17 protein-coding genes, 1 tRNA gene and 1 pseudogene are annotated in these 19,578 nt (G+C 59.7%); 8 read left to right on the top strand and 11 right to left on the bottom strand.

All coding sequences use genetic code 11. The features are described from left to right. Positions 1–10: 10 nt before the first annotated feature. Positions 11–976, bottom strand: coding sequence for an aliphatic sulfonate ABC transporter substrate-binding protein (locus tag J7E41_RS13725; protein ID WP_214993626.1), 966 nt, complete (start codon positions 974–976; stop codon positions 11–13). Between the two features lie 420 nt (positions 977–1,396). On the opposite strand from J7E41_RS13725, the gene J7E41_RS13720 reads away from it, so the two are divergent. After that, positions 1,397–1,612, top strand: a complete 216-nt coding sequence (locus J7E41_RS13720; RefSeq protein WP_003173733.1) for a TOBE domain-containing protein — start codon at positions 1,397–1,399, stop codon at positions 1,610–1,612. A gap of 51 nt (positions 1,613–1,663) precedes the next feature. Here the strand turns inward: J7E41_RS13720 and J7E41_RS13715 are convergent, their stop codons facing one another. The 6 genes from J7E41_RS13715 to J7E41_RS13690 all read right to left on the bottom strand — a co-directional run bounded on the left by J7E41_RS13715 (position 1,664) and on the right by J7E41_RS13690 (position 7,742). Then, on the bottom strand, positions 1,664–2,812 hold the full coding sequence (locus J7E41_RS13715) for a MalY/PatB family protein (protein ID WP_214993624.1): 1,149 nt from the start codon (positions 2,810–2,812) through the stop codon (positions 1,664–1,666). Between the two features lie 107 nt (positions 2,813–2,919). Then, positions 2,920–4,230 carry an MFS transporter gene (locus J7E41_RS13710; RefSeq protein WP_214993622.1) on the bottom strand — a complete coding sequence of 437 codons (1,311 nt, stop codon included), beginning with the start codon at positions 4,228–4,230 and terminating at the stop codon, positions 2,920–2,922. Positions 4,231–4,393: 163 nt separating this feature from the next. Next, positions 4,394–5,026 (bottom strand): N-carbamoylsarcosine amidohydrolase, encoded by a 633-nt coding sequence (locus J7E41_RS13705; protein ID WP_214993621.1) that lies wholly within the window; start codon positions 5,024–5,026, stop codon positions 4,394–4,396. A gap of 11 nt (positions 5,027–5,037) precedes the next feature. Next, positions 5,038–5,790, bottom strand: a complete 753-nt coding sequence (locus J7E41_RS13700) for a maleate cis-trans isomerase family protein (RefSeq protein ID WP_214993620.1) — start codon at positions 5,788–5,790, stop codon at positions 5,038–5,040. A 15-nt stretch (positions 5,791–5,805) separates the two neighbouring features. Further along, entirely contained in the window at positions 5,806–6,612 is an 807-nt protein-coding gene (locus J7E41_RS13695) for an alpha/beta fold hydrolase (protein WP_214993619.1), read from the bottom strand. Continuing rightward, complete coding sequence (locus J7E41_RS13690) at positions 6,609–7,742, bottom strand: FAD-dependent monooxygenase (protein WP_214993618.1); 1,134 nt, start codon at positions 7,740–7,742, stop codon at positions 6,609–6,611. The genes J7E41_RS13695 and J7E41_RS13690 overlap by 4 nt, the downstream gene beginning before the upstream one ends. Before the next feature lie 308 nt (positions 7,743–8,050). Here J7E41_RS13690 and J7E41_RS13685 point away from each other — a divergent pair, with 308 nt between their 5' ends. The 4 genes from J7E41_RS13685 (at position 8,051) to J7E41_RS13670 (ending at position 13,968) form a co-directional block, all read left to right on the top strand. Next, positions 8,051–9,103 (top strand): 2,5-dihydroxypyridine 5,6-dioxygenase, encoded by a 1,053-nt coding sequence (locus J7E41_RS13685; RefSeq protein WP_214993617.1) that lies wholly within the window; start codon positions 8,051–8,053, stop codon positions 9,101–9,103. 189 nt (positions 9,104–9,292) lie between these two features. Further along, positions 9,293–9,730: a MarR family winged helix-turn-helix transcriptional regulator gene (locus tag J7E41_RS13680; RefSeq protein WP_214993615.1), complete on the top strand. Its 438-nt coding sequence runs from the start codon at positions 9,293–9,295 to the stop codon at positions 9,728–9,730. Between the two features lie 208 nt (positions 9,731–9,938). Continuing rightward, positions 9,939–10,415 (top strand): (2Fe-2S)-binding protein, encoded by a 477-nt coding sequence (locus tag J7E41_RS13675; protein ID WP_214993614.1) that lies wholly within the window; start codon positions 9,939–9,941, stop codon positions 10,413–10,415. A gap of 16 nt (positions 10,416–10,431) precedes the next feature. Next, a complete protein-coding gene (locus J7E41_RS13670) occupies positions 10,432–13,968 on the top strand; it encodes a molybdopterin cofactor-binding domain-containing protein (RefSeq protein WP_214993611.1) in 3,537 nt (1,178 codons plus the stop codon). Between the two features lie 107 nt (positions 13,969–14,075). Here the strand turns inward: J7E41_RS13670 and J7E41_RS13665 are convergent, their stop codons facing one another. After that, positions 14,076–14,714, bottom strand: a complete 639-nt coding sequence (locus tag J7E41_RS13665; protein ID WP_214993610.1) for a TetR/AcrR family transcriptional regulator — start codon at positions 14,712–14,714, stop codon at positions 14,076–14,078. A 161-nt stretch (positions 14,715–14,875) separates the two neighbouring features. Here J7E41_RS13665 and ggt point away from each other — a divergent pair, with 161 nt between their 5' ends. The 3 genes and pseudogenes from ggt to J7E41_RS13645 form a co-directional block, all read left to right on the top strand. Then, positions 14,876–16,600 (top strand): gamma-glutamyltransferase, encoded by a 1,725-nt coding sequence (gene ggt / locus J7E41_RS13660; RefSeq protein WP_214993609.1) that lies wholly within the window; start codon positions 14,876–14,878, stop codon positions 16,598–16,600. A 239-nt stretch (positions 16,601–16,839) separates the two neighbouring features. After that, positions 16,840–16,913, top strand: a tRNA-Cys gene (locus J7E41_RS13655). Positions 16,914–17,424: 511 nt separating this feature from the next. Further along, a pseudogene (locus J7E41_RS13645) lies at positions 17,425–17,742 on the top strand (phage tail protein); the annotation flags it as partial. A 558-nt stretch (positions 17,743–18,300) separates the two neighbouring features. Here the strand turns inward: J7E41_RS13645 and J7E41_RS13640 are convergent. The 3 genes from J7E41_RS13640 to J7E41_RS13630 form a co-directional block, all read right to left on the bottom strand. Continuing rightward, entirely contained in the window at positions 18,301–18,561 is a 261-nt protein-coding gene (locus J7E41_RS13640; protein ID WP_214993608.1) for a protein L, read from the bottom strand. A 227-nt stretch (positions 18,562–18,788) separates the two neighbouring features. Continuing rightward, a complete protein-coding gene (gloA, locus tag J7E41_RS13635; RefSeq protein ID WP_214993607.1) occupies positions 18,789–19,184 on the bottom strand; it encodes a lactoylglutathione lyase in 396 nt (131 codons plus the stop codon). A gap of 47 nt (positions 19,185–19,231) precedes the next feature. Then, positions 19,232–19,528: a putative quinol monooxygenase gene (locus tag J7E41_RS13630; protein WP_214993606.1), complete on the bottom strand. Its 297-nt coding sequence runs from the start codon at positions 19,526–19,528 to the stop codon at positions 19,232–19,234. Between the last annotated feature and the right edge of the window lie 50 nt (positions 19,529–19,578).

Genomic DNA, 19,578 nt, shown 5'->3' with positions numbered 1-19,578 from the left:
AGCGCCTTCCTTATGGGCGGGCGAGGGAAAGGCCAAATGAGCTGTCGATCAATTGGTCGATCACCTGATCGACATTCACCCCACGACGGACCAGTTCCTCGGACACCAGGATCGGTGCGGCCGCCTTCGATGCAACGATGTCCCGGGCCGTCAGCAACGGGCTGCTCAAGTCAGTGCGCGACAGTTGCAGCCTGGCCACTTCCAGGGGCAGGCCGGACTCATCGGCCAATAGCTTTGCCAGTTCATCGGGGTGTTTCACCGACCAGTCCCGGGCTTTTTCATAGGCGCCCAGCACCGTGGCGATGGTCTGCGGGTGGTCTTTGGCATAGCGCTCGGTCGCGCTGACCACGCCGTAACTGTTGAAATCCTTGTTGCGATACAGCAGGCGCGAACCGGCCTGGATCTCGCTGGCCGCCATATGTGGATCGAGGCCGGCCCAGGCATTGACATTGCCTTTCTCCAGCGCGGTGCGACCGTCTGGGTGCTGCAAGTGCACCAACTCCACGTCGTCCTTGGTCAACCCGGCCTTTTGCAGGCTGCGCAGGGTAAACAGGTATGGGTCGGTGCCCTTGGTGGCGGCGATTTTCTTGCCCTTGAGGTCGGTGACGCTTTGGTACGGCGAATCCTTGCGTACCACCAGGGCAGTCCACTCGGCGCGGCTGTACACGTAGATCGATTTGATCGGGCTGCCATTGGCCCGGCTTAACACCGCAGAAAGACTCGCCGAGGACGCAAAATCGACACCGCCGCTGTTGAGGTACTCCAGGGAGCGGTTGCTGCCTTGGCTCAACACCCAGCCAACCTTGGTCTGGGGCAAGGCCTGTTCCAACCAGCCGAAATGCTTGAGCACCAGGCTGACGGGGGAGTAATAGGCGTAGTCCAGATGGACTTCGGCGGGTGCGGTTTCAGCGGCCTGGGATTGCAGGCTGAACGCAAGGGCGCAGGCGCCCAGGAATAGGTTGGCGAAAGGCTTCATGGAACGGCTCCGGACAAGGCGGGGAGAGAAGGCTGTCTTATATTCAGAAAAATAAATCGGCATGTTCCATCATGCGTTTAAGGAATATGCAGTCTCTGTGCCATTGGATGCGCAGGTGATATGAACACCTTCAAACAACCCTGCGTAGCAGCTGTCGAGCCTTGGCGAGGCTGCGTATTCGGTACATCAGACACACCGCATACGCAGCCTCGCCAAGGCTCGACAGCTGCTACGGGAGGGGTGAGAAGTCGAGCACTTTGTTGAATGAGTGTTGGCCAGGCAACAGGGGCGGGAGTGAGTTCATATGTTTTTATGGAATAAATAAAGAGTTATATATTCCTTTTAATGTTTTTACGGAGCGTGCATTTTGAACGCCTGCGCATTCGTGCGGATTGACCCATCAGCTAAAGGAAAGCCGACATGACCATTAAAGCGATCAACGTGCGCAACCAGTTCAAAGGCGTGATCAAGGAGATCCTGCTCGGTGAAGTGGTGTCCGAGATTGACGTGCAAACCGCGTCCGGCATCGTCACTTCAGTTATCACTACTCGCTCGGTGCGGGACCTGGAATTGAAGGTGGGCAGTGAGGTGATTGCGTTTGTGAAGTCGACTGAAGTCTCCATCGCCAAGTTGTGAGCGCCATCAACTGTGGGAGAGGCCTATCGCCACTCCCACACTGAATAGCGTCTAAACGCCCTGAAGACTGCGCTCCATGCGCCGCAACCCTTCTTCGAGCATCGACCTCGGGCAACCGAAGTTCAGGCGCACGAATTGCTGGCTGTCATCACCAAACTCCAGGCCGGCACTGAGGCCGACCTTGGCCTGTTCCAGGAAAAACTGTTGCGGGTCATCCAGGCCCAGGGCGCTGCAATCCAGCCACGCCAGGTACGTGCCTTGAGGGGCATGCATCACGATGCCCGGCAGGCGGGTTTGCACCGCATTCAACAGATAATCACGGTTGGCTTGCAGGTACTTGACCAGCGCCTCCAACCAGTCCCCGCATTCGCTGTAGGCCGCTCGCGTGGCTTCCAGGCCCAACGGGCTGACACTGTCGACCATGCCGCAGCGGGCATTATTGAAGCGTTCTCGAATGGCCGGGTTCTGGATCACGGCAAAGCAGGTTTTCAGCCCGGCGACGTTATAGGCCTTGCTCGCCGACATCAGGGTGATGGTGCGCTGGGCAATCTCGGGACTGAGGCTCGCCGTGGGGATGTGTCGACGACCGTCAAAGCACAACTCGGCATGGATTTCATCGGAGATGATCAGCGCGCCCTGGTCCAGGCAAGCCGTGGCCACCGCCAGCAATTCTTCCCGAGGGAACACCTTGCCGATCGGGTTGTGAGGGTTGCTCAACAATAGCGCACCTGCACCGCTCAGCGCCTGACGCAGGGCCGGCAGGGGCGTGAGGTATTCACCCGTGGTGCTCAGTTCGAACGGTACCTCGACCTTCGGCAGGTTCCAATTGCCGGGTGCCAAGCGCAACGGACGATAGTTGGGGGTTTGCAACACCACCGGCTGCCCGGGTTGGACAAAGGCGTGCAGGGCCATGTTGAAACCCGGCTCTACACCGGGCAAAAACAGCAGTTCATCGGGTTGCACACGCCAGGCGTACTTGGCCCACAGATCGGCCACGATGGCCTCGCGTACCTTGTCGCACGCCACACTGTAACCGAGGATTTGCTGGTCCAGGCGCTGGTGCAGCGACGCCAGAACTGCGGGCGGCGCGGCGATGTCCATGTCGGCAATCCACATCGGCAGGACGTCTTGCGGGTAGCGGCTCCACTTGGTGCTGCCGGTGCCGAGGCGGGAGTGGAGCGTGTCGAAATCAAAGCTCATGGAGGGCTCGTGTCAGTGAGGTCTTCGGAATGGCGCAGATTCTAACGCCTTCCGGGCTTGGTGCCATGGCTCTTTCAGCCGGCCGATGTTTACCGGGCTTGGCAAGATCAACGATTCACCAGCTTGGCCGGCAGGGCGATCACCAGGAAGCTGCTGAGGATCAGGCAGCCGGCGAAAAACCACAGGGCGCCGGCACTGCTGCCGGTGACGTCGATCGCCACCCCCATCAACGAGTTGCTCACCAGGCCTGCGATGTTCGCCACAGAACAGGCCAAGGCGAAACCGGTAGCGGCGGCGGTGCCTTTGAGAAACGTCGCCGGCAGACTGAAAAACACCGGCACTGCGCCAATGATTGCCGCCGAGGCGATTGCAAACAGGGCCACGGTGGCAACGACGTTGTGGGTGAAGAATGTGCTGGTGGCCATGGCGACGGCGCCTACGAAGAACGGCACGATGATGTGCCAGCGCCGCTCGCGGTGTTTGTCGGAACTGGCGCCGATCAGCAGCATGCCGAGTAACGCGGCAACGCTTGGCAGGGCGGTGAGGATGCCGATGTGGAAGGTGTCGATGATCCCGGCGTTGCGGATGAAGGTCGGCATCCAGAAGCCCATGGCGTAGGCGCTGAGCAGGATCGAAAAGTCGATGCCGCCGAGCATCCACACTTTGAGGTTGAAGAAGCCGTCACGGAAGCTGTGCTTGCTGCCGGCACCGTCGGCGTCGTCTTTGCGCAGCTCGCTTTCCAGCAAGGACTTTTCTTGCGGCGAAAGCCATTTGGCTTGTTGGTAGTTGTTGGGCAGCGCCCAGAAGGTCCAGATGCCGAGCAAGACGCTGGGCACCGCTTCGATCAGGAACAGCCACTGCCAGCCGCGCAGGCCGCCCATATGGTCGAAGTGGCCCATGATCCACCCGGACAACGGCCCGCCAATCACGCTGGACAGCGGCAGGCCGATCATGAACAGGGCGATGATCCGGCCTCGGCGGTAGGTGGGGAACCAGGTGGTCAGGTAGTACAGCACGCCCGGCAGGAACCCGGCTTCGGCGGCGCCGAGCAGGAAGCGCAGGATGTAGAACTGGGTGGTGGAGGTGACCAGCATGGTGCAGGCCGACAGCAGGCCCCAGGTGATCATGATGCGGGCGATCCAGATCTTCGCGCCGACCTTCTCCAGCACCAGGTTGCTCGGCACTTCGAAGAGGATGTAGCCGACAAAGAACAGGCCGGCGCCGAGGCCGAAGGCGGTTTCGCTGAACTGCAACTGGTCGAGCATTTGCAGTTTGGCGAAGCCGATATTGATTCGGTCCAGGTACGCAGCCAGGTAGCAAAAACACAGGAAGGGAATCAGTTTCCAGGTGATCTTGTGATAAAGCGCGTGGATCGGGTCGGCGAGTGTGGTCGCCGGTGCTGCATTCGCAATGGGCATGGGTGTCTCCTGGCGGTGACTTATGGTTTTTATAGAGCCGCTTTTTCAGCACTTCGGAGTGCTGTACCAGCGACGTCCAAAGGCAGTGTCAGAAGACTGAGGCGGTGTTTAGCCTCAGTTTTTAGCCAAGACCACGCTCTATGGCGCGGTTCTTGATGAAGCCTTACCGCTCCCTGAATTTGCTCATCGCCTCCTGCTTGCTCACCACGTCGCCATACTTGCTGTCGATATCAAACAAGTTCGCTTCGTGGGGCGCCGGGTGCCGGTCGCCGACGCATTCGCGCACGACGATGGTGCGAAAACCATGCTGCACCGCATCCACGGCGGTCGCGCGAATGCAACCGCTGGTGGAGCAGCCGGCCAGCACCACGGTGTCAATCCCTTGTGCGTGCAGCATTGGGGCCAGGCTGCTGCCGAAAAATGCACTGGCGTACTGTTTGCTGATCACCACTTCATCGTCCCGGGGCAACACCTCGGTGCAGAACGCAGCGAGCGGGTTGCCCTCGACCATGTCTTTCATCACCGGAGCCTTTTTCACCCAGATGCCACCGTCGGCGAAATGGCCGGGATGGTAACGGATATTGGTGTGCACCACCGTAATTCCCTGGTGCCGTGCGCTGGCCAGCAACTCAACGCTTTCAGCCACGGCGCTGACCACGCCCGGTGCAAACAGTGGTGCGCCTGCTGTGGTGTAGCCCTGCATGAAATCGATCATCAGCAGCGCGGCTTTTTTGCCGAAGCCGATGCGATTGCCCCACACGCCCTGGTAGTTGGCGTCGACGGATTGTTCGCTCATCTTGCAGATCCTCAATAAGCACCCGACAACAAGGCACCTGCGCCGGGAACGACAGGTTCCAGGTTCAGGGCCTTGAGCATGGCGTAGGTGGTGGCGATAGCGGCGGTGAGCACCGGTTTGCCGGTTTGCGCTTCGACCTTGGCCACCACCGGCAGCGACTGCATCTGCACGCAGGCTGACAGGACGATAACGTCGACGCCTTCCAGGTTCATGCCGGCGACGATGGCCGGCAGGTTCGCCGGGTCGTGGCGGGCTACTTCGAGGTTGTCGGGGATCTCCAGGGCGCGCCAGTCCACCACTTCAAAGCCTTCTTCGCGGATGTAGTCCACCACCAGTTCGGTCAGGGGTTTCATATAGGGCGCGACGATGGCGATGCGTTTGGCACCCATCACTTTCAAGCCTTCGATCAGCGCACCGGCACTGGTGATTACCGGAGCGTTGCCGTCGTTATCGGCAGTGGCCTTGCGCAGGCGCTGTTCGGAATTGCGGTGGTAACCCAGTCCCATGGCCATGATCGCCACCAGGCACGCGTAGCCCAGTACGTCGACCTTGGCGTCGGACAGTTCGATGGCGCAACGGTCGGACTCGCCATCCATCGCCGCCAGTTCTTCCTTGCGCACCTGCTTCATGCGCATGCGGCTGGAGTGAAAAGTGAAGCGCTCCGGGCGGATCAACTGGCGCGCCGTGAGCATTGCCGGGATCTCGGTTTCCATGGTGGTGTTGGAGCTCGGCACGATCTGGCCGATGCGGTAAGGCTTGAGCATGGTGGTCTCCGTTATTCAGTTCAGGCGCGGGCCAAGAAAGTCGTCGAAAGCATGGAAGAAGCCGTCCAGATCGTCCCAGGGAATCATGTGCCCGGCATTGGCGACGTGGGCCACTTTGATCGACGGTTGCAAGTCCTGGATTTCGGCGATGTCCTGGGGCTCGATCACGCCACCACGTCCGGCCACGATCAGCAGGACAGGGGCTTTGAGGTGGGGTAGGTCCTGGTGGAAATCCACGTCATGGAAATCATTGAAGGCGCGCACGATGGCGGGCTCGTAGCAGGTGTGCAGCCATTCGGCGCGCAGTTGCAGCTGTTCCTCGGTCCAGGTGGCGCAGTAAGCACGCATCGCCTCTGCATCCATGCCGATCAGCGACTGGCGGATCGAGTCGACGTACCACGCCAGCTTGCTTGGGTATTCACGGCGGCCAGGGCCGGAGACCGGCGGGTCGATCAGCACCACGCGATTGACGCCTTGCGGGTGCCGTACCGCGCTGCGCACGGCAAAACGCGCGCCCATGGAGTGACCGACCAGGTGATAGTTGTCGAGCTGCAAGGCGTCGGCAAAGGCACCGATGTCATCGGCGCAAGTGTCCGCGCTGTAATCCAGCTGCGGGCCGGTTGCGGATAGGCCGCGACCGCGCACGTCCAGCACGTAGGTGTCGAAATGCACGCCCAGGCGCTGCGCGACAAAGCCCCAGGTGATCGCCGGGCTGGTGATGCCGGGAATCAGGATCAGCGCCGGGCCCTTGCCGCCATAGCGCAGGTAGTGCTGGCGAATGCCATTGGCCTGGACGTTGCCGCCGTAGAGAAAGGTACTCACGCCGCCACCCCCGACTTCAGTGGTTGAGCGTAGAGGTCGTAGCCGTAGACCCAGGCCGGATCTTCCTGGGTCCGCAGCCAGGTGTTGGCGTTGGACACCGTCTGGACACGGGAGGCGCGCTCCTTGCGGTTGGCTTCATAGAGTTCGAACGCGGTGCGGTAGTCGCTCAGGCCGACTTCCTGCAAGCAGCGGGTCAGCATCGCGGCGTCTTCGATGGCCATGCCGGCGCCCTGGGCCATGTGTGGTTTCATCGGATGGCAGGCGTCGCCCAGCAACACCAGGCGACCACGGCTCCACAGCGGCAACGGATTGCGGTTGCGCAGCGGCCATTTGGTCACGCTTTCAGTGGATTCGATCAGCGCCTGCACGGTGGGATGGTAGCCCTGGAATGCCTCGAACATCTCTTCGCGACTGCTGTCGACGAAAGCGCCCTGGAAGTCCCACTCCGGGTGTGGCACGCCGGTGACGTAGTAGTACTCGTCGCGCTTGCCGGTGGTGTAGTAGACCATCATGTGCCGGTCTTCGGTCCACCACTTGATGCAGTCCTCGAAGTTCAGGTTGTACTTGGCCAGTTGATCGCCGCGGATCAATGCGCGGTGGGCGACCCAGCCGCTGTACAGCGGTTTTTCCGCGCCGAGCAACTCCTCGCGAATGCGCGAGTTGATGCCGTCGGCGCCGATCACGATGTCGGCATAAGTCACCTCACCGTCGGCGAAGGTCAGACGTACCTGGGTGTCGGTTTCTTCCAGGGTTTCCAGGCGTTTGTTGAAGTGCACGGTGCCCGGCTTGATGGTCGACATCTGCAACGCATGCAGGTCACCACGGTGCACGGTGATGTAGGAGGCGCCGTAGTCTTTCAGCGGGATGCGTGACAGGTAATCGCCGGTCTGGCCGTCGCGGCTGAACCAGAAGTCTGGGTGGGAACCCATCAGGTCCAACTGTTTTTCAATGCCCATGCGGCGGAAGATTTTCATGATATTGGGACCCATATGGATCCCGGCGCCCAGGCGGGAAAACTCCGGTGCCTGCTCGTAAATGTCCACGTCGAAACCGGCTTGTTGCAGCAGGGTGGCAGCGGCGGCACCGCCCAGGCCGGCGCCGACGATCGCGATTTTTTGTGTGCTTGGCATGGGGCGTAGTCCTCTTGTTCGAATGATGGTTGGCGGTGTCTCTCCGCAAGGTTTTTAAAGTGTATACACTCATTTTTTCAAATGAAAAGCCCATGCCTGAAAAATTGTAATTTTGGCCATATTTATCCGGTGTAACTTAAATGTTCCTTATTTTATTGGTTATGTTTCTATTGGTAACGTTTTTTGATGACGCTTGCAGTCTGCTATCAATTCAGGTCTTATCGTTTTTAAATGGCGTATACACTATAAAAATGCACTAGAGTGAAGCGCGGTGCCTGAACTTGGTGCAGCACCTGAGGAGACGGGAAATGCCGGTAAGTGATTGCGAACTGACCCAGATGTTCGAACACGTGTTGACGCTATCGAAGGTCGACTCGACCCAGAGCGTCGCCGTGCTCAAGAGCCATTATTCCGACCCACGCACCGTGCGTGCCGCGATGGATGCGGCGCAGCGGCTAGGGGCAAAGGTGTATGCCGTGGAGTTGCCGTCGTTCAACCACCCCAAGGCCATGGGCAATGACATGACGGCTTACTGCGGCGACACCGCGCTCACCGGCAATATCGCGGCGCAGCGGGCGTTGGAAGCGGCGGACCTGATTGTCGATACGATGATGTTGCTGCACTCACCGGAGCAGGAGCAGATCCTCAAGACAGGCACCCGTATTCTGCTGGCCGTGGAGCCGCCGGAAGTGCTGGCGCGGATGCTGCCCACCGAGGAAGACAAGGTGCGCGTGCTGGCCGCCGAACAGTTGCTGAAAAAGGCCCGCTCGATCCACGTCAAATCCCGCGCCGGCAGCGATTTCCGGGCGGCCCTGGGGCAGTATCCCTCTGTGACCGAGTACGGTTTTGCCGATGAGCCCGGACGCTGGGACCACTGGCCCAGCGGCTTCCTGTTTTCCTGGCCCAATGAAGAAACCGCCGAAGGCGTGCTGGTGTTGGACATCGGTGACATTCTGCTGCCGTTCAAGACCTACACCCGAGAGAAGATCACCCTGGAGATCGAGAAAGGCTTTATCACCAGGATCCACGGTGGTTTCGAGGCCGAATACCTGCGTGATTACATGAAGTACTTCAATGACCCTGAGGTGTACGGCATCTCGCATATCGGCTGGGGTTTGCAGCCGCGGGCGCAGTGGACAGCCATGGGCTTGCACGACAAGAACGACGGCATGTGCATGGATGCCCGGGCGTTTTACGGCAACTTCCTGTTTTCCACCGGGCCGAATACCGAGGTTGGCGGGACGCGCAAGACGCCGTGCCATATGGACATTCCGCTGCGCAATTGCGATGTGTACCTCGATGATGAGGCGGTGGTGATGGGCGGGGATGTAGTAGCACCCGCAGCTTCCCTGGCACGCTGAAAACCTAATGTGGGAGCGGGCTTGCTCGCGAATACGGTGGGTCAGTTAATGCATATTTGGCTGACACTCCGTATTCGCGAGCAAGCCCGCTCCCACAGTTTGACTCGGTTCCGTCAATGAACACCTTGAGTCCAACCAGCATCCCCGCCATCATGGCTACCCATCGTTTACCGCCTGTCGAGCCCTGCCGTGCCTGATTCCTACGTTTTTTCTGAACAAGTTGGCCACCTGCTGCGCAAGGCCTATCAGCGCCACCTGGCGATTTTTCAGCAGAATGTCGGCGACTCCCAACTCACTGCTGTGCAGTTTGTCACCCTGTGCGCGCTGCGCGATCACGGTGCAAGTTCGCTGGCGGAGCTGGTGAAGGCCACGGCCGTCGACCAGGCCACCATCCGCGGCATCGTCGAGCGCCTCAAGGCTCGAGAGCTGATTAGCCTTGAGCCGGACCCCCAGGACAAGCGCAAAGTGGTGGTCGATCTGTCGGCGTCCGGCGCCGTTCTGGTGCAGCAAACCGTGCCCTGCGCGGCGCAGATTACCGAACTGACATTGAGCAACCTCAACCCCGCCGAGCGCGTGGCGGTGCTGTTTTTGCTGCGCAAGATGATTGATGACCCCATTACCCCCTGATCCCCGACCCCCCGTAGCAGCTGTCGAGCNNTTGAGCTCGACAGCTGCTACGGACGGTGGAGGATGTGCCGGGCTGGCATCGTTTTTGCTCTGCATTGATGTAGTAACCACTTCACCAGTCAAGTGTGTCGCGAGACCTCAAGTGCGCGATTTTTTTCACGGCTGTTTCATGTAGTGAGTACTTCACCAACTGCAATGGGCGAAGCGAATGATCAGCCAGCACATCACGGTAGCGCTTGAGGTCAATGGCCACACCACAGAGGTCAGCGCAATGGCGGACACGCCGCTATTGCTGATCTTGCGCAATGACCTGCAACTCAACGGCCCCAAGTACGGCTGCGGCCTGGGGGAGTGTGGCGCCTGCACGGTGATCATCGATGGCGTGGCGGCCAGGGCCTGTGTGTTCCCGCTGTCCGGCGCCGTAGGCCGGGCGATTGTCACCCTGGAAGGCCTGGGCAGTCGCGAGGCGCCGCACCCGGTGCAACAAGCGTTTATCGACGAGCAGGCCGCGCAGTGCGGTTATTGCCTCAACGGCATGATCATGACGGCCAAAGCCTTGCTCGACCGCAATCCGCACCCCAGCGAAACCGAGATCCGCAACGAGCTCTCGGCCAATCTCTGCCGCTGCGGCACCCATATCGAAATTCTCCGGGCGGTGCTGCGTGCCGCCCAGCAAATGCCTTGAACGTGGATCGATGACCATGACAGACGCAATCCCTTCCCGAGACCAATGGCTGGCCAAGGCTGGCGTCCTGCTGATCGTCGATGACGTGCTGCCGCCGTCGGGGCCGGTGGCCAAAGGCGGTACACCGACAGTCAAACCCACGGAGTTGGGGTTGTTTATTGCGGTAAATGACGACGGCCTGGTGTACGCCTTCAATGGCCATGTCGATCTGGGCACCGGCATTCGCACCGCGTTGGCGCAGATCGTCGCTGAAGAACTGGACCTGACCCTGGAGCAGGTGCGCATGGTGCTCGGCGACACCGAGCGAGCACCGAACCAGGGCGCGACCATCGCCAGTGCAACATTGCAGATTTCGGCGATTCCGTTGCGTAACGCGGCCGCCGAAGCCCGACGCTTCCTGTTGGCGCGTGCGGCCCGGCGCTGGGATGTTGCGCCAGATAGCTTGCAGGTCGACGCTGGCGTCATTCACGCCGAAGACGGGCGCACGACCACCTACGGCGAACTGGTGCGCGGCGAACATGATGAGCTGCGCATTTCTGGCGATGCGCCGCTCAAGGCTATCGGCGACTACCGGCTGGTGGGCAAGGGCGCTGCTCGGGTGGATATTCCCGGCAAGGCCACCGGTGAGCTGACTTACGTCCATGACATGCGCGTGCCGGACATGCTCCACGGTCGGGTGGTTCGCCCGCCCTATGCCGGGCTGGATTGCGGTGACTTTGTGGGCAACAGCCTGCTGAGCGTGGATGAGTCGTCCATTGCCCATATCCCCGGGGTCGTCGCGGTGGTGGTGATCCGTGATTTTGTCGGCGTGGTCGCACTGCGCGAAGAGCAGGCGATCAAGGCTGCCGAGGCGTTGCAGGTTCATTGGAAACCGTGGAACCACAAGCTGCCGGACATGAGTGATGTCGAGCAGGCCATTCGCGACAACCCGCGGGTGCGCCGCACGGTGCTCGATCAGGGCCACGTCGACGAAACCCTGGCCGCCGCCACTCAGCGGATGCCGCGCACCTACCTGTGGCCGTATCAGATGCACGGCTCCATAGGCCCGTCCTGTGGTGTGGCGGATTATCATCCGACAGGCAGTCGGGTCTGGTCCGGTAGCCAGAACCCGCACCTGCTGCGGGCCGATCTGGCTTGGCTGCTGGAATGTGCGGAAGAGTCGATCGAGGTGATCCGCATGGAGGCCGCCGGTTGCTACGGCCGCAATTGCGCTGACGATGTGTGTGCCGACGCCTTGCTGCTGTCTCGCGCAGTGGGCAAGCCAGTGCGGGTGCAACTGACCCGCGAGCAGGAGCACCTGTGGGAGCCTAAAGGCACTGCGCAGTTGATGGATGTCGATGGAGGCCTGAACGCTGATGGCAGCATCGCTGCTTATGATTTTGAAACCAGCTACCCGTCCAACGGTGCGCCGACCCTGGCCTTGCTGCTGACCGGCCGGGTGGAGCCGGTGTCGGCGATGTTCGAGATGGGTGACCGCACGTCCATCCCGCCTTACGACATTGAAAACATGCGCGTGACCATCAACGACATGGCACCGATTGTCCGGGCCTCATGGATGCGCGGTGTGTCGGCACCGCCCAACACCTTCGCCCATGAATCCTATATCGACGAGCTGGCCTTCGCGGCCGGTGTTGATCCGGTGGAATACCGCCTGCGTTACCTCAAGGACGAGCGCGCTATCGATCTGGTGAAGTCCACCGCCGAGCGTGCCAATTGGGTACCGCGCACGGCGCCGATGCAAACCCCCAATGAAGATCATCTTCTGCGGGGCCGGGGCTTTGCTTATGCGCGCTATATCCATAGCAAGTTCCCCGGCTTCGGCGCCGCATGGGCGGCATGGGTGGCGGATGTGGCCGTCGACAAGCAGACCGGTGATGTCTCGGTCACGCGGGTGGTGATCGGGCATGACTCGGGGATGATGATCAACCCTGCGGGGGTGCAGCATCAGATACACGGCAATGTGATCCAGTCCACCAGTCGCGTGCTCAAGGAGCGGGTGACGTTTGAAGAGTCGACTGTGGCGAGCAAGGAGTGGGGCGGATACCCGATCCTGACCTTTCCTGAGGTGCCGCAGATCGACGTGCTGATGATGCCGCGCCAGGACCAGCCGCCGATGGGTGCCGGTGAGTCGGCGTCGGTGCCCAGCGCGGCGGCCATTGCCAATGCGATCTATGACGCCACCGGCATACGTTTTCGCGAGTTGCCGATTACGCCCGAACGGGTGTTGGCCGCGCTGAATGCGGGCACCCTGGGCGAGCCCGCCAAGTCACCGGAAAAACGCAAGAAGTGGCTGTTTGGCTCGTTGTTTGCCGCCTTTGGTGCGGTGCTGGGCATGGCCGCCACCGCCTGGCCATTCCATAGCGAAATCGCGCCGATTGCGCCACCCAGCGCCGGTACCTGGTCCAAGGCTACCTTGGAGCGCGGGCGTTTACTGGCGGCGGTCGGGGACTGTGCGGTATGCCACACGGCGCCGGGTGGGGCGACGAATGCCGGTGGCCTGGCGATGCATACACCGTTCGGCACGCTGTATAGCAGCAACATCACCCCGGATGTGAAGACCGGGATTGGCAACTGGTCGTACCCGGCGTTCGAGCGGGCGATGCGTGACGGCATTGGCCGCGACGGGCGCAATTTGTATCCGGCATTTCCCTATACGGCGTTTCGCAATATCAACGATGCAGACATGCAGGCGCTGTATGCCTACCTGATGTCCCAGGCGCCTGTGGGTCAGGCGCCGATACCCAATGCGATGAGTTTTCCGTTCAACCTTAGGCCATTGATGGCGGGGTGGAATGCGCTGTTTCTGCGTCGAGGGGAAATCACCGTACAGCCTCAGCGTAGCGAGCAATGGAATCGCGGTGCTTACCTGGTCAATGGACTGGGGCACTGCGCGGCCTGCCACTCGCCACGGAACGTGATGGGGGCAGAGAAGGGTGGTGCGGCGTTCCTCGCTGGGGGCAGGGTGGATGGGTGGGAGGTGCCGGCGCTGAACGGGTTGTCCAAGGCGCCCACGCCGTGGACCGAGGATCAATTGTTCACCTACCTGAGTACCGGCTATTCCGATGCCCACGGCGTGGCGACAGGGCCGATGGGGCCGGTGGTGACTGAGCTGGTCAAATTGCCCAAGACGGATATCCGGGCGATGGCGGTCTACTTGGCGTCTCTCAACAGCGACGTCTCTGCCGAGACGCAGCCCGTTGCCGCGACAACGGTTCCCAATGCGAACGGGCGACGGGTATTTGAAGGCTCGTGCAAGGCTTGTCACGCCGACGGGCTGGGGCCGAAGTTGTTTGGGGTCAGCCCGTCACTGGCGACCAACACCAATGTGCACAGCGATCAACCGGACAATCTGATCAAGGTGATCTTGCAGGGCATCAGCACGCCGGCGACCAAGGACCTGGGCTACATGCCAGGCTTCAAGGACAGCCTGTCCAATACCCAAGTGGCAGAGCTGGCGGCGTATCTGCGCGGCCGGTTTGCACCGAATGCGCCGGGCTGGGAAGGGCTGGAGCAGAAGGTGGCGCAGTTGCGGGCCAATCCTGGCAGCCACTAAGAGGAGGGACGTAGCAGCTGTCGAGCGCAAGCGAGGCTGCGTAGGGCTTGATGAAGGTGGCGCGTCTTACGCAGCCTCGCTTGCGCTCGACAGCTGCTACGGGAGACCTAGGGGGTGACGCCGCGCAGCACCAGGTCACTGATAAACCCCAGCCAATCCTTTTGCTGGCTTTTGCCCGCCAGGTCTTCCCCGAGAAACGAACTGAGGGTGTGCCGGTTGGAGTTGTAGAAGTAACACAGCGAGGCAATCATCAAATACACGTGCTTGATGTCGACGTCCTCGCGAAAGAGCCCCTGAAGCTGACCGGCCTCGATAATCGGCCGCAGCACGCCAACCGCTTCACCGGACAAGCGTCGCAGTTCGCCGGACTGCTTGGCATGCTTGCCCTTGTGCAGGTTTTCGATGCTGAGGATGGCGACGAACTCGGGATGCTTGACGTAGTAGTTCCAGATAAACGCCACCAGGTCTTGCAACGCCTGGACCGGCGCGCTCAGGTCGAGCTTGAGCTTGCTTTCGGCCTTGTTGAACTGCTCGTAGGTGTGCTCCAGCACGCAGACGAACAGATGCTCTTTGCTGCCGAAGTAGTAATAGAGCATGCGGTCGTTGGAGTCGGCTTCCCGGGAGATGCTGTCCACCCGCCCGCCGGAGTAGCCGTCACGCGTGAAGACCTTGATCGCCGCCTGGAGAATCCGCGCGCGCGTCTGGTCGGCTTGCTGGGCGCGAATGCCAGTCTTCTTGGTCACCATCGGGGCTGTGTCCTGCGGGGCGTAAAGGCCGCGAATATAGCATGGGCCTGACTGGGTCCGTTCCGTCACCGACAGGCTCTGTCATAAAAACGCCATGGTGCTTGGGTATCGAATCCTGGAAGGGCTACTTTTAACGCTTCAAATAACTAGAGTATCCACGGATGAACTACCAACCCTTTACCCGAACATTGATAGCCACGGCGCTGGTGCTGACGGTCAGTGGTGTGCAGGCGGCGTCCCAGGCCCCGGTGGGTGGCGAAAACGGCATGGTGGTCACGGCCCAGCACCTGACGACCCATGTGGGTGTCGATGTGCTCAAGGCCGGTGGCAACGCCGTGGATGCGGCAGTGGCCGTGGGTTATGCCCTGGCCGTGGTTTACCCGGCCGCCGGTAACTTGGGCGGCGGTGGCTTCATGACCGTGCAACTGGCAGACGGGCGCAAGACCTTTCTCGACTTCCGCGAAAAAGCCCCATTGGCAGCCACTGCCGACATGTACCTGGATAAAGAAGGCAACGTTGTCCCAGACCTGAGTTCCAAAGGGCACCTGGCAGTCGGCGTACCCGGCACCGTGTCGGGTATGGAGCTGGCCCTGAGCAAATACGGCACCCTCAAGCGTGCACAGGTGATTGCCCCAGCCATCAAGCTGGCGGAAAACGGCTTCGAACTGGAGCAGGGTGATATCGACCTGCTGCACACTGCCACCGACGAGTTTAAAAAGGACCAGGACCTGCGTGCGATCTTCCTGCACAACGGCGAGCCGATTCAGGTCGGCCAGAAACTGGTGCAGAAAGACCTGGCGAAAACCCTGCGGGAAATCTCCGCCAAGGGCTCCGACGGTTTCTACAAGGGGTGGGTGGCCAAGTCGATTGTGGATTCCAGCCAGGCCGGCAAAGGCATCATCACCCAGGCTGACCTGGACAAGTACAAGACTCGCGAACTGGCGCCCATCGAGTGCGACTACCGTGGCTACCACGTAGTCTCGGCACCGCCACCGAGCTCTGGCGGCGTGGTGATCTGCGAGATCATGAACATCCTTGAAGGCTACCCGATGGCCGAACTGGGCTATCACTCGGCCCAGGGCCTGCACTACCAGATCGAGGCCATGCGTCATGCCTACGTCGACCGCAACAGCTACCTCGGTGACCCGGACTTCGTGAAGAACCCGGTCGCCCATCTGCTGGACAAGGACTACGCCGCCAAACTGCGGGCCGCCATCGAGCCGCAAAAAGCCGGTATCTCCCAGAACATCAAACCCGGCGTTTCACCCCATGAAGGCAACAACACTACTCACTATTCCATCGTCGACAAGTGGGGCAACGCGGTGTCGGTGACCTACACCCTCAACGACTGGTTCGGTGCCGGCGTCATGGCCAGCAAGACCGGGGTGATCCTCAACGACGAGATGGACGACTTCACCGCCAAGATCGGCGTACCGAACATGTACGGGCTGGTCCAGGGCGAAGCGAACGCCATCGCCCCAGGCAAAACCCCGCTGTCGTCCATGAGCCCGACGATTGTCACCAAGGACGGCAAGGCCGTGATGGTGGTCGGTACGCCCGGGGGCAGCCGTATTATTACCGCCACGTTGCTGACCATCCTCAATGTCATCGACTACAAGATGAACATTCAGGAGGCCGTGGATGCACCGCGCTTCCACCAGCAATGGCTGCCTGAGGCGACCAATATTGAGACGTTTGCCCTGAGCCCCGACACTCAGAAAATCCTCGAAGGCTGGGGCCACACGTTTGCAGGCCCGCAGGATGCGAACCACCTGGCGGCGATCCTGGTTGGTGCACCGTCCCTGGATGGCAAGCCGGTGGGTAAAAACCGTTTCTATGGTGCTAACGATCCGCGGCGCAATACCGGTCTGTCTCTGGGCTATTAAGCCCGCCGGTGCAGGGGCGAGCTTGCTCGCACCTGCAAAATCAGTACCCGGAAGAGGAATATTTTTTGAAATCAAGGGGTTGCAAGCCCTGGTAAATGAGTACATAATTGCGCCCATCGAACGCACTGAAGCAGAAAAAACTTCAATGTTTTCAATGAGATAGAGTAGAGGCAGGTTTTACATAGCCCACTCAAGTTTGTATGCGGTGAATGTCAGTTATCAGGGCATTGATCGTTTGAGGCCGAGTAGCAAAATGGTTATGCAGCGGATTGCAAATCCGCCTACGCCGGTTCGATTCCGACCTCGGCCTCCACTCTTAAAAACCCCGTAGATTAGCGTCTACGGGGTTTTTTATTGCCTCAAGGAAAGTGCTGGAGTTCCGAAACATTACAGAGTGGAGTTCCGAAACTAGCTCATTTTGAAGGCTGCGCGACCGCACCGATGCGCCGGTAAACGCGCTTGGTGATCTCCTGCTCCGAGTGCCCGAGGAGGAATTTGTTGAGACACACGCACCCCTGTCCTGCTGAGGATGAAGTGCTGGGAGTTGTGCTGACTGTTTCTGGTCATGATGCCCTCAATGAGCAGGCCAAGGGTGCCTTCACCGGCATGAAGGGCCGTATCAAGGAAATCATGAAGTTCCTCGATCGGCACAAAGGGGTAAAAGGCTTCCTCTGGGAGCCACCCTTGGGTGAACGGGGAAAGGCTACACACCAGCGCACCGTGGCGGCCAGATCTACGCTATCTCCGAGCAAGCCTTTCACCCCTGAGATAAACACCCATGGCACTGATCATGGACATCCAGAAGCTGGAGCCCGGCGGCGAGATTCGCCTGGGAGAGTGCGGAGGACATCCGTCTGTACGAGGCAAACTACGAGGCGGCTGGCTTTGTACGGGTTGACCGACCTCATCGCGGCGACCTGGTTGTCATGGCGATCGGGCGGACGGCTCACCCGAATCACGCCGGAATCTATCTGGATGCCGATCCAGCGCTGCCTGGCGAAGAGTCAGGCACGTTCGGCCCCGTGCCGTTTCTCCTGCACCACCTGTATGGCAGGCCGTCGGAGATCATTGTTTACGGTGGGCCCTGGCATGACCGAATACGCCTGATCCTCAGGCACAAAGACGCAAAACAACCAACATGACGCGGCAGGGCCGCTGGAGTTAGATATGAATCAGCCGGACTCGTTTGCACCTACCATCGCCTAGCGCAGAGGCTTCGCCAATCCTTAGCGCGAGCCTGTTGAAGTTGATGTCCAAGATGGGCGCGCTGAGTATTTGCTCAGCGGTCTATATACGATGGAAGAGGGCGCCAAAATAGAAATTATTGGCGGGAAGGTTTTATGGTCAAGTGGGCGAAGTCGCCCTAGTTAAGCCGGTAAAAATGCGAACGATATCACCGGCAGCGCCTTTGAATTGAGAGTCATAAACCTGGATCAAGCCGACTTCACCGCCATCAGCGTTTAGCGCGGACATTGTATCCTCGAAGCCTAGAGCGGTCATGAAGGTGACAATCCCTCTCGCCTCAGCGACACCGTTCACAGAGATGTCCGCTGCCTTGGCGATGACTGCCGATCGTTGGTAATCAGCACGTACGGGAATGTGGTTTGTCCTGGATGCATCTGCATTTCCCTTGCGTTGTCCGCGCCGATATTGGCGCTATCCCAGTCCTTGGGCTTGCAGGCGAGGGACTGGGGAATCCTTTACGCTTTTGTTTCTGTCTTGACGATCAGGCGCCACTCAACCATCGCGCCGAGCAGGCCATCGTGCTGGTGATGGTTTTGTGGGGGGAATTTGTCACCTTTGTTCGAGGTGATTTCGTCGCCACAGCCCTCGCAACGATAGATGCCCGAGGCTGGGACGATGCTCCCGATCTGATGCAGGTCGTTCCAGTCACCGCCGCCCAAAAGGGTTGGCTTGGCGGTAAAAACGTGTTGTGCCGTTTCTTTCGTAACGAATGTCATATTCTGTCTTGCCCTGGTTAGAAATGAGGCACAAAGCTACTACGGAGATCCTCGCCCCAGTTACTGGCACTCCATCCACGCTGGATGCCTGGCCAGGAAGAGTGCTATCAAGGAAAGAGTGAGCTAGTTCAAAATGCGCTCGCCTGCCAAATGACGAATTCTTGTCGACTCAGAGTCCTCCAAGAATCGTCATCTATTAGGGTCGAAGTTAGATTTCAGGACGAATCTCAATCAAATTGGGTACCTTTTTGAATCAACTCGATCTTGAAACCGTCGGGATCCTCTAGAAACGCAATTATGGTGCGGCCGTGCTTCATCACCCCCGCTTCGCGGGTGACTAGGTAACCCATTTTTTTTGCCTGGGCACAAGTGGCAGCTGCATCCGCGACCTCAATTGCGATATGGCCAAAGCCGTCACCTAAGGTATATGCGTTTCGATCCCAGTTGTGAGTGAGCTCCAGCACTGTGGAGTCTTGTTCGTCACCGTAACCGATGAACGCCAGTGTGAAGCGCCCCTCCGGGTAGTCATTGCGTCGTTGCAGGCGCATGCCTAGAGCTTGTGTGTAGAAGTGAAGCGCGATCTCGAGATCGGCCACGCGCAGCATAGAGTGCAGAATTCGCATGGAAATTCTCCGTTGAGGGTCCGACGGCGTTCCGCCGGACCAAGAAGTTAACCTTCGATGCGGTAGCCCTTAAATAGGAAGACCGGGCCAAAGGCGTAGCTGTCGATTAGCTCGTAGAAGCAGGCGATTGTTTCGTTTTTGCAGTGCTGAAGAAACGCGGCCTCGTCGGTGTACACCTCGTCCAGATAGAAACGATTGCGGTTGTTCTCATCGCGAATAACCTCGAAGCGAAGCGTGCCTGGCTCGTTTTGCAAGGAGCTATTTGCATCGAACAGGCCGGCGCTGGAAAACGCTTCGCGCTTGTTAGAAGGGACGTCAAATTGCACCAGCACGTGATATGTCATGATTATTTCCTTGTGAAGAATCGCTGGAAGCGATTGCGAGGAGAATGCTA

Origin of the sequence: Pseudomonas fluorescens (assembly GCF_018614655.1) — a bacterium.
Classification (GTDB): domain Bacteria; phylum Pseudomonadota; class Gammaproteobacteria; order Pseudomonadales; family Pseudomonadaceae; genus Aquipseudomonas; species Aquipseudomonas fluorescens_BX.
The sequence above is the reverse complement of the archived record's forward strand: the minus strand, read 5'-3'. Positions and strand labels throughout refer to the sequence as shown.

What these genes read in the sequence shown, in the direction of transcription:
- J7E41_RS13725 (WP_214993626.1), bottom strand. Translation starts at nt 976, where the DNA reads ATGAAGCCTTTCGCCAACCTATTCCTGGGCGCCTGCGCCCTTGCGTTC.
- J7E41_RS13720 (WP_003173733.1), top strand. Translation starts at nt 1,397, where the DNA reads ATGACCATTAAAGCGATCAACGTGCGCAACCAGTTCAAAGGCGTGATC.
- J7E41_RS13715 (WP_214993624.1), bottom strand. Translation starts at nt 2,812, where the DNA reads ATGAGCTTTGATTTCGACACGCTCCACTCCCGCCTCGGCACCGGCAGC.
- J7E41_RS13710 (WP_214993622.1), bottom strand. Translation starts at nt 4,230, where the DNA reads ATGCCCATTGCGAATGCAGCACCGGCGACCACACTCGCCGACCCGATC.
- J7E41_RS13705 (WP_214993621.1), bottom strand. Translation starts at nt 5,026, where the DNA reads ATGAGCGAACAATCCGTCGACGCCAACTACCAGGGCGTGTGGGGCAAT.
- J7E41_RS13700 (WP_214993620.1), bottom strand. Translation starts at nt 5,790, where the DNA reads ATGCTCAAGCCTTACCGCATCGGCCAGATCGTGCCGAGCTCCAACACC.
- J7E41_RS13690 (WP_214993618.1), bottom strand. Translation starts at nt 7,742, where the DNA reads ATGCCAAGCACACAAAAAATCGCGATCGTCGGCGCCGGCCTGGGCGGT.
- J7E41_RS13685 (WP_214993617.1), top strand. Translation starts at nt 8,051, where the DNA reads ATGCCGGTAAGTGATTGCGAACTGACCCAGATGTTCGAACACGTGTTG.
- J7E41_RS13675 (WP_214993614.1), top strand. Translation starts at nt 9,939, where the DNA reads ATGATCAGCCAGCACATCACGGTAGCGCTTGAGGTCAATGGCCACACC.
- J7E41_RS13670 (WP_214993611.1), top strand. Translation starts at nt 10,432, where the DNA reads ATGACAGACGCAATCCCTTCCCGAGACCAATGGCTGGCCAAGGCTGGC.
- J7E41_RS13665 (WP_214993610.1), bottom strand. Translation starts at nt 14,714, where the DNA reads ATGGTGACCAAGAAGACTGGCATTCGCGCCCAGCAAGCCGACCAGACG.
- ggt (WP_214993609.1), top strand. Translation starts at nt 14,876, where the DNA reads ATGAACTACCAACCCTTTACCCGAACATTGATAGCCACGGCGCTGGTG.
- J7E41_RS13640 (WP_214993608.1), bottom strand. Translation starts at nt 18,561, where the DNA reads ATGACATTCGTTACGAAAGAAACGGCACAACACGTTTTTACCGCCAAG.
- gloA (WP_214993607.1), bottom strand. Translation starts at nt 19,184, where the DNA reads ATGCGAATTCTGCACTCTATGCTGCGCGTGGCCGATCTCGAGATCGCG.
- J7E41_RS13630 (WP_214993606.1), bottom strand. Translation starts at nt 19,528, where the DNA reads ATGACATATCACGTGCTGGTGCAATTTGACGTCCCTTCTAACAAGCGC.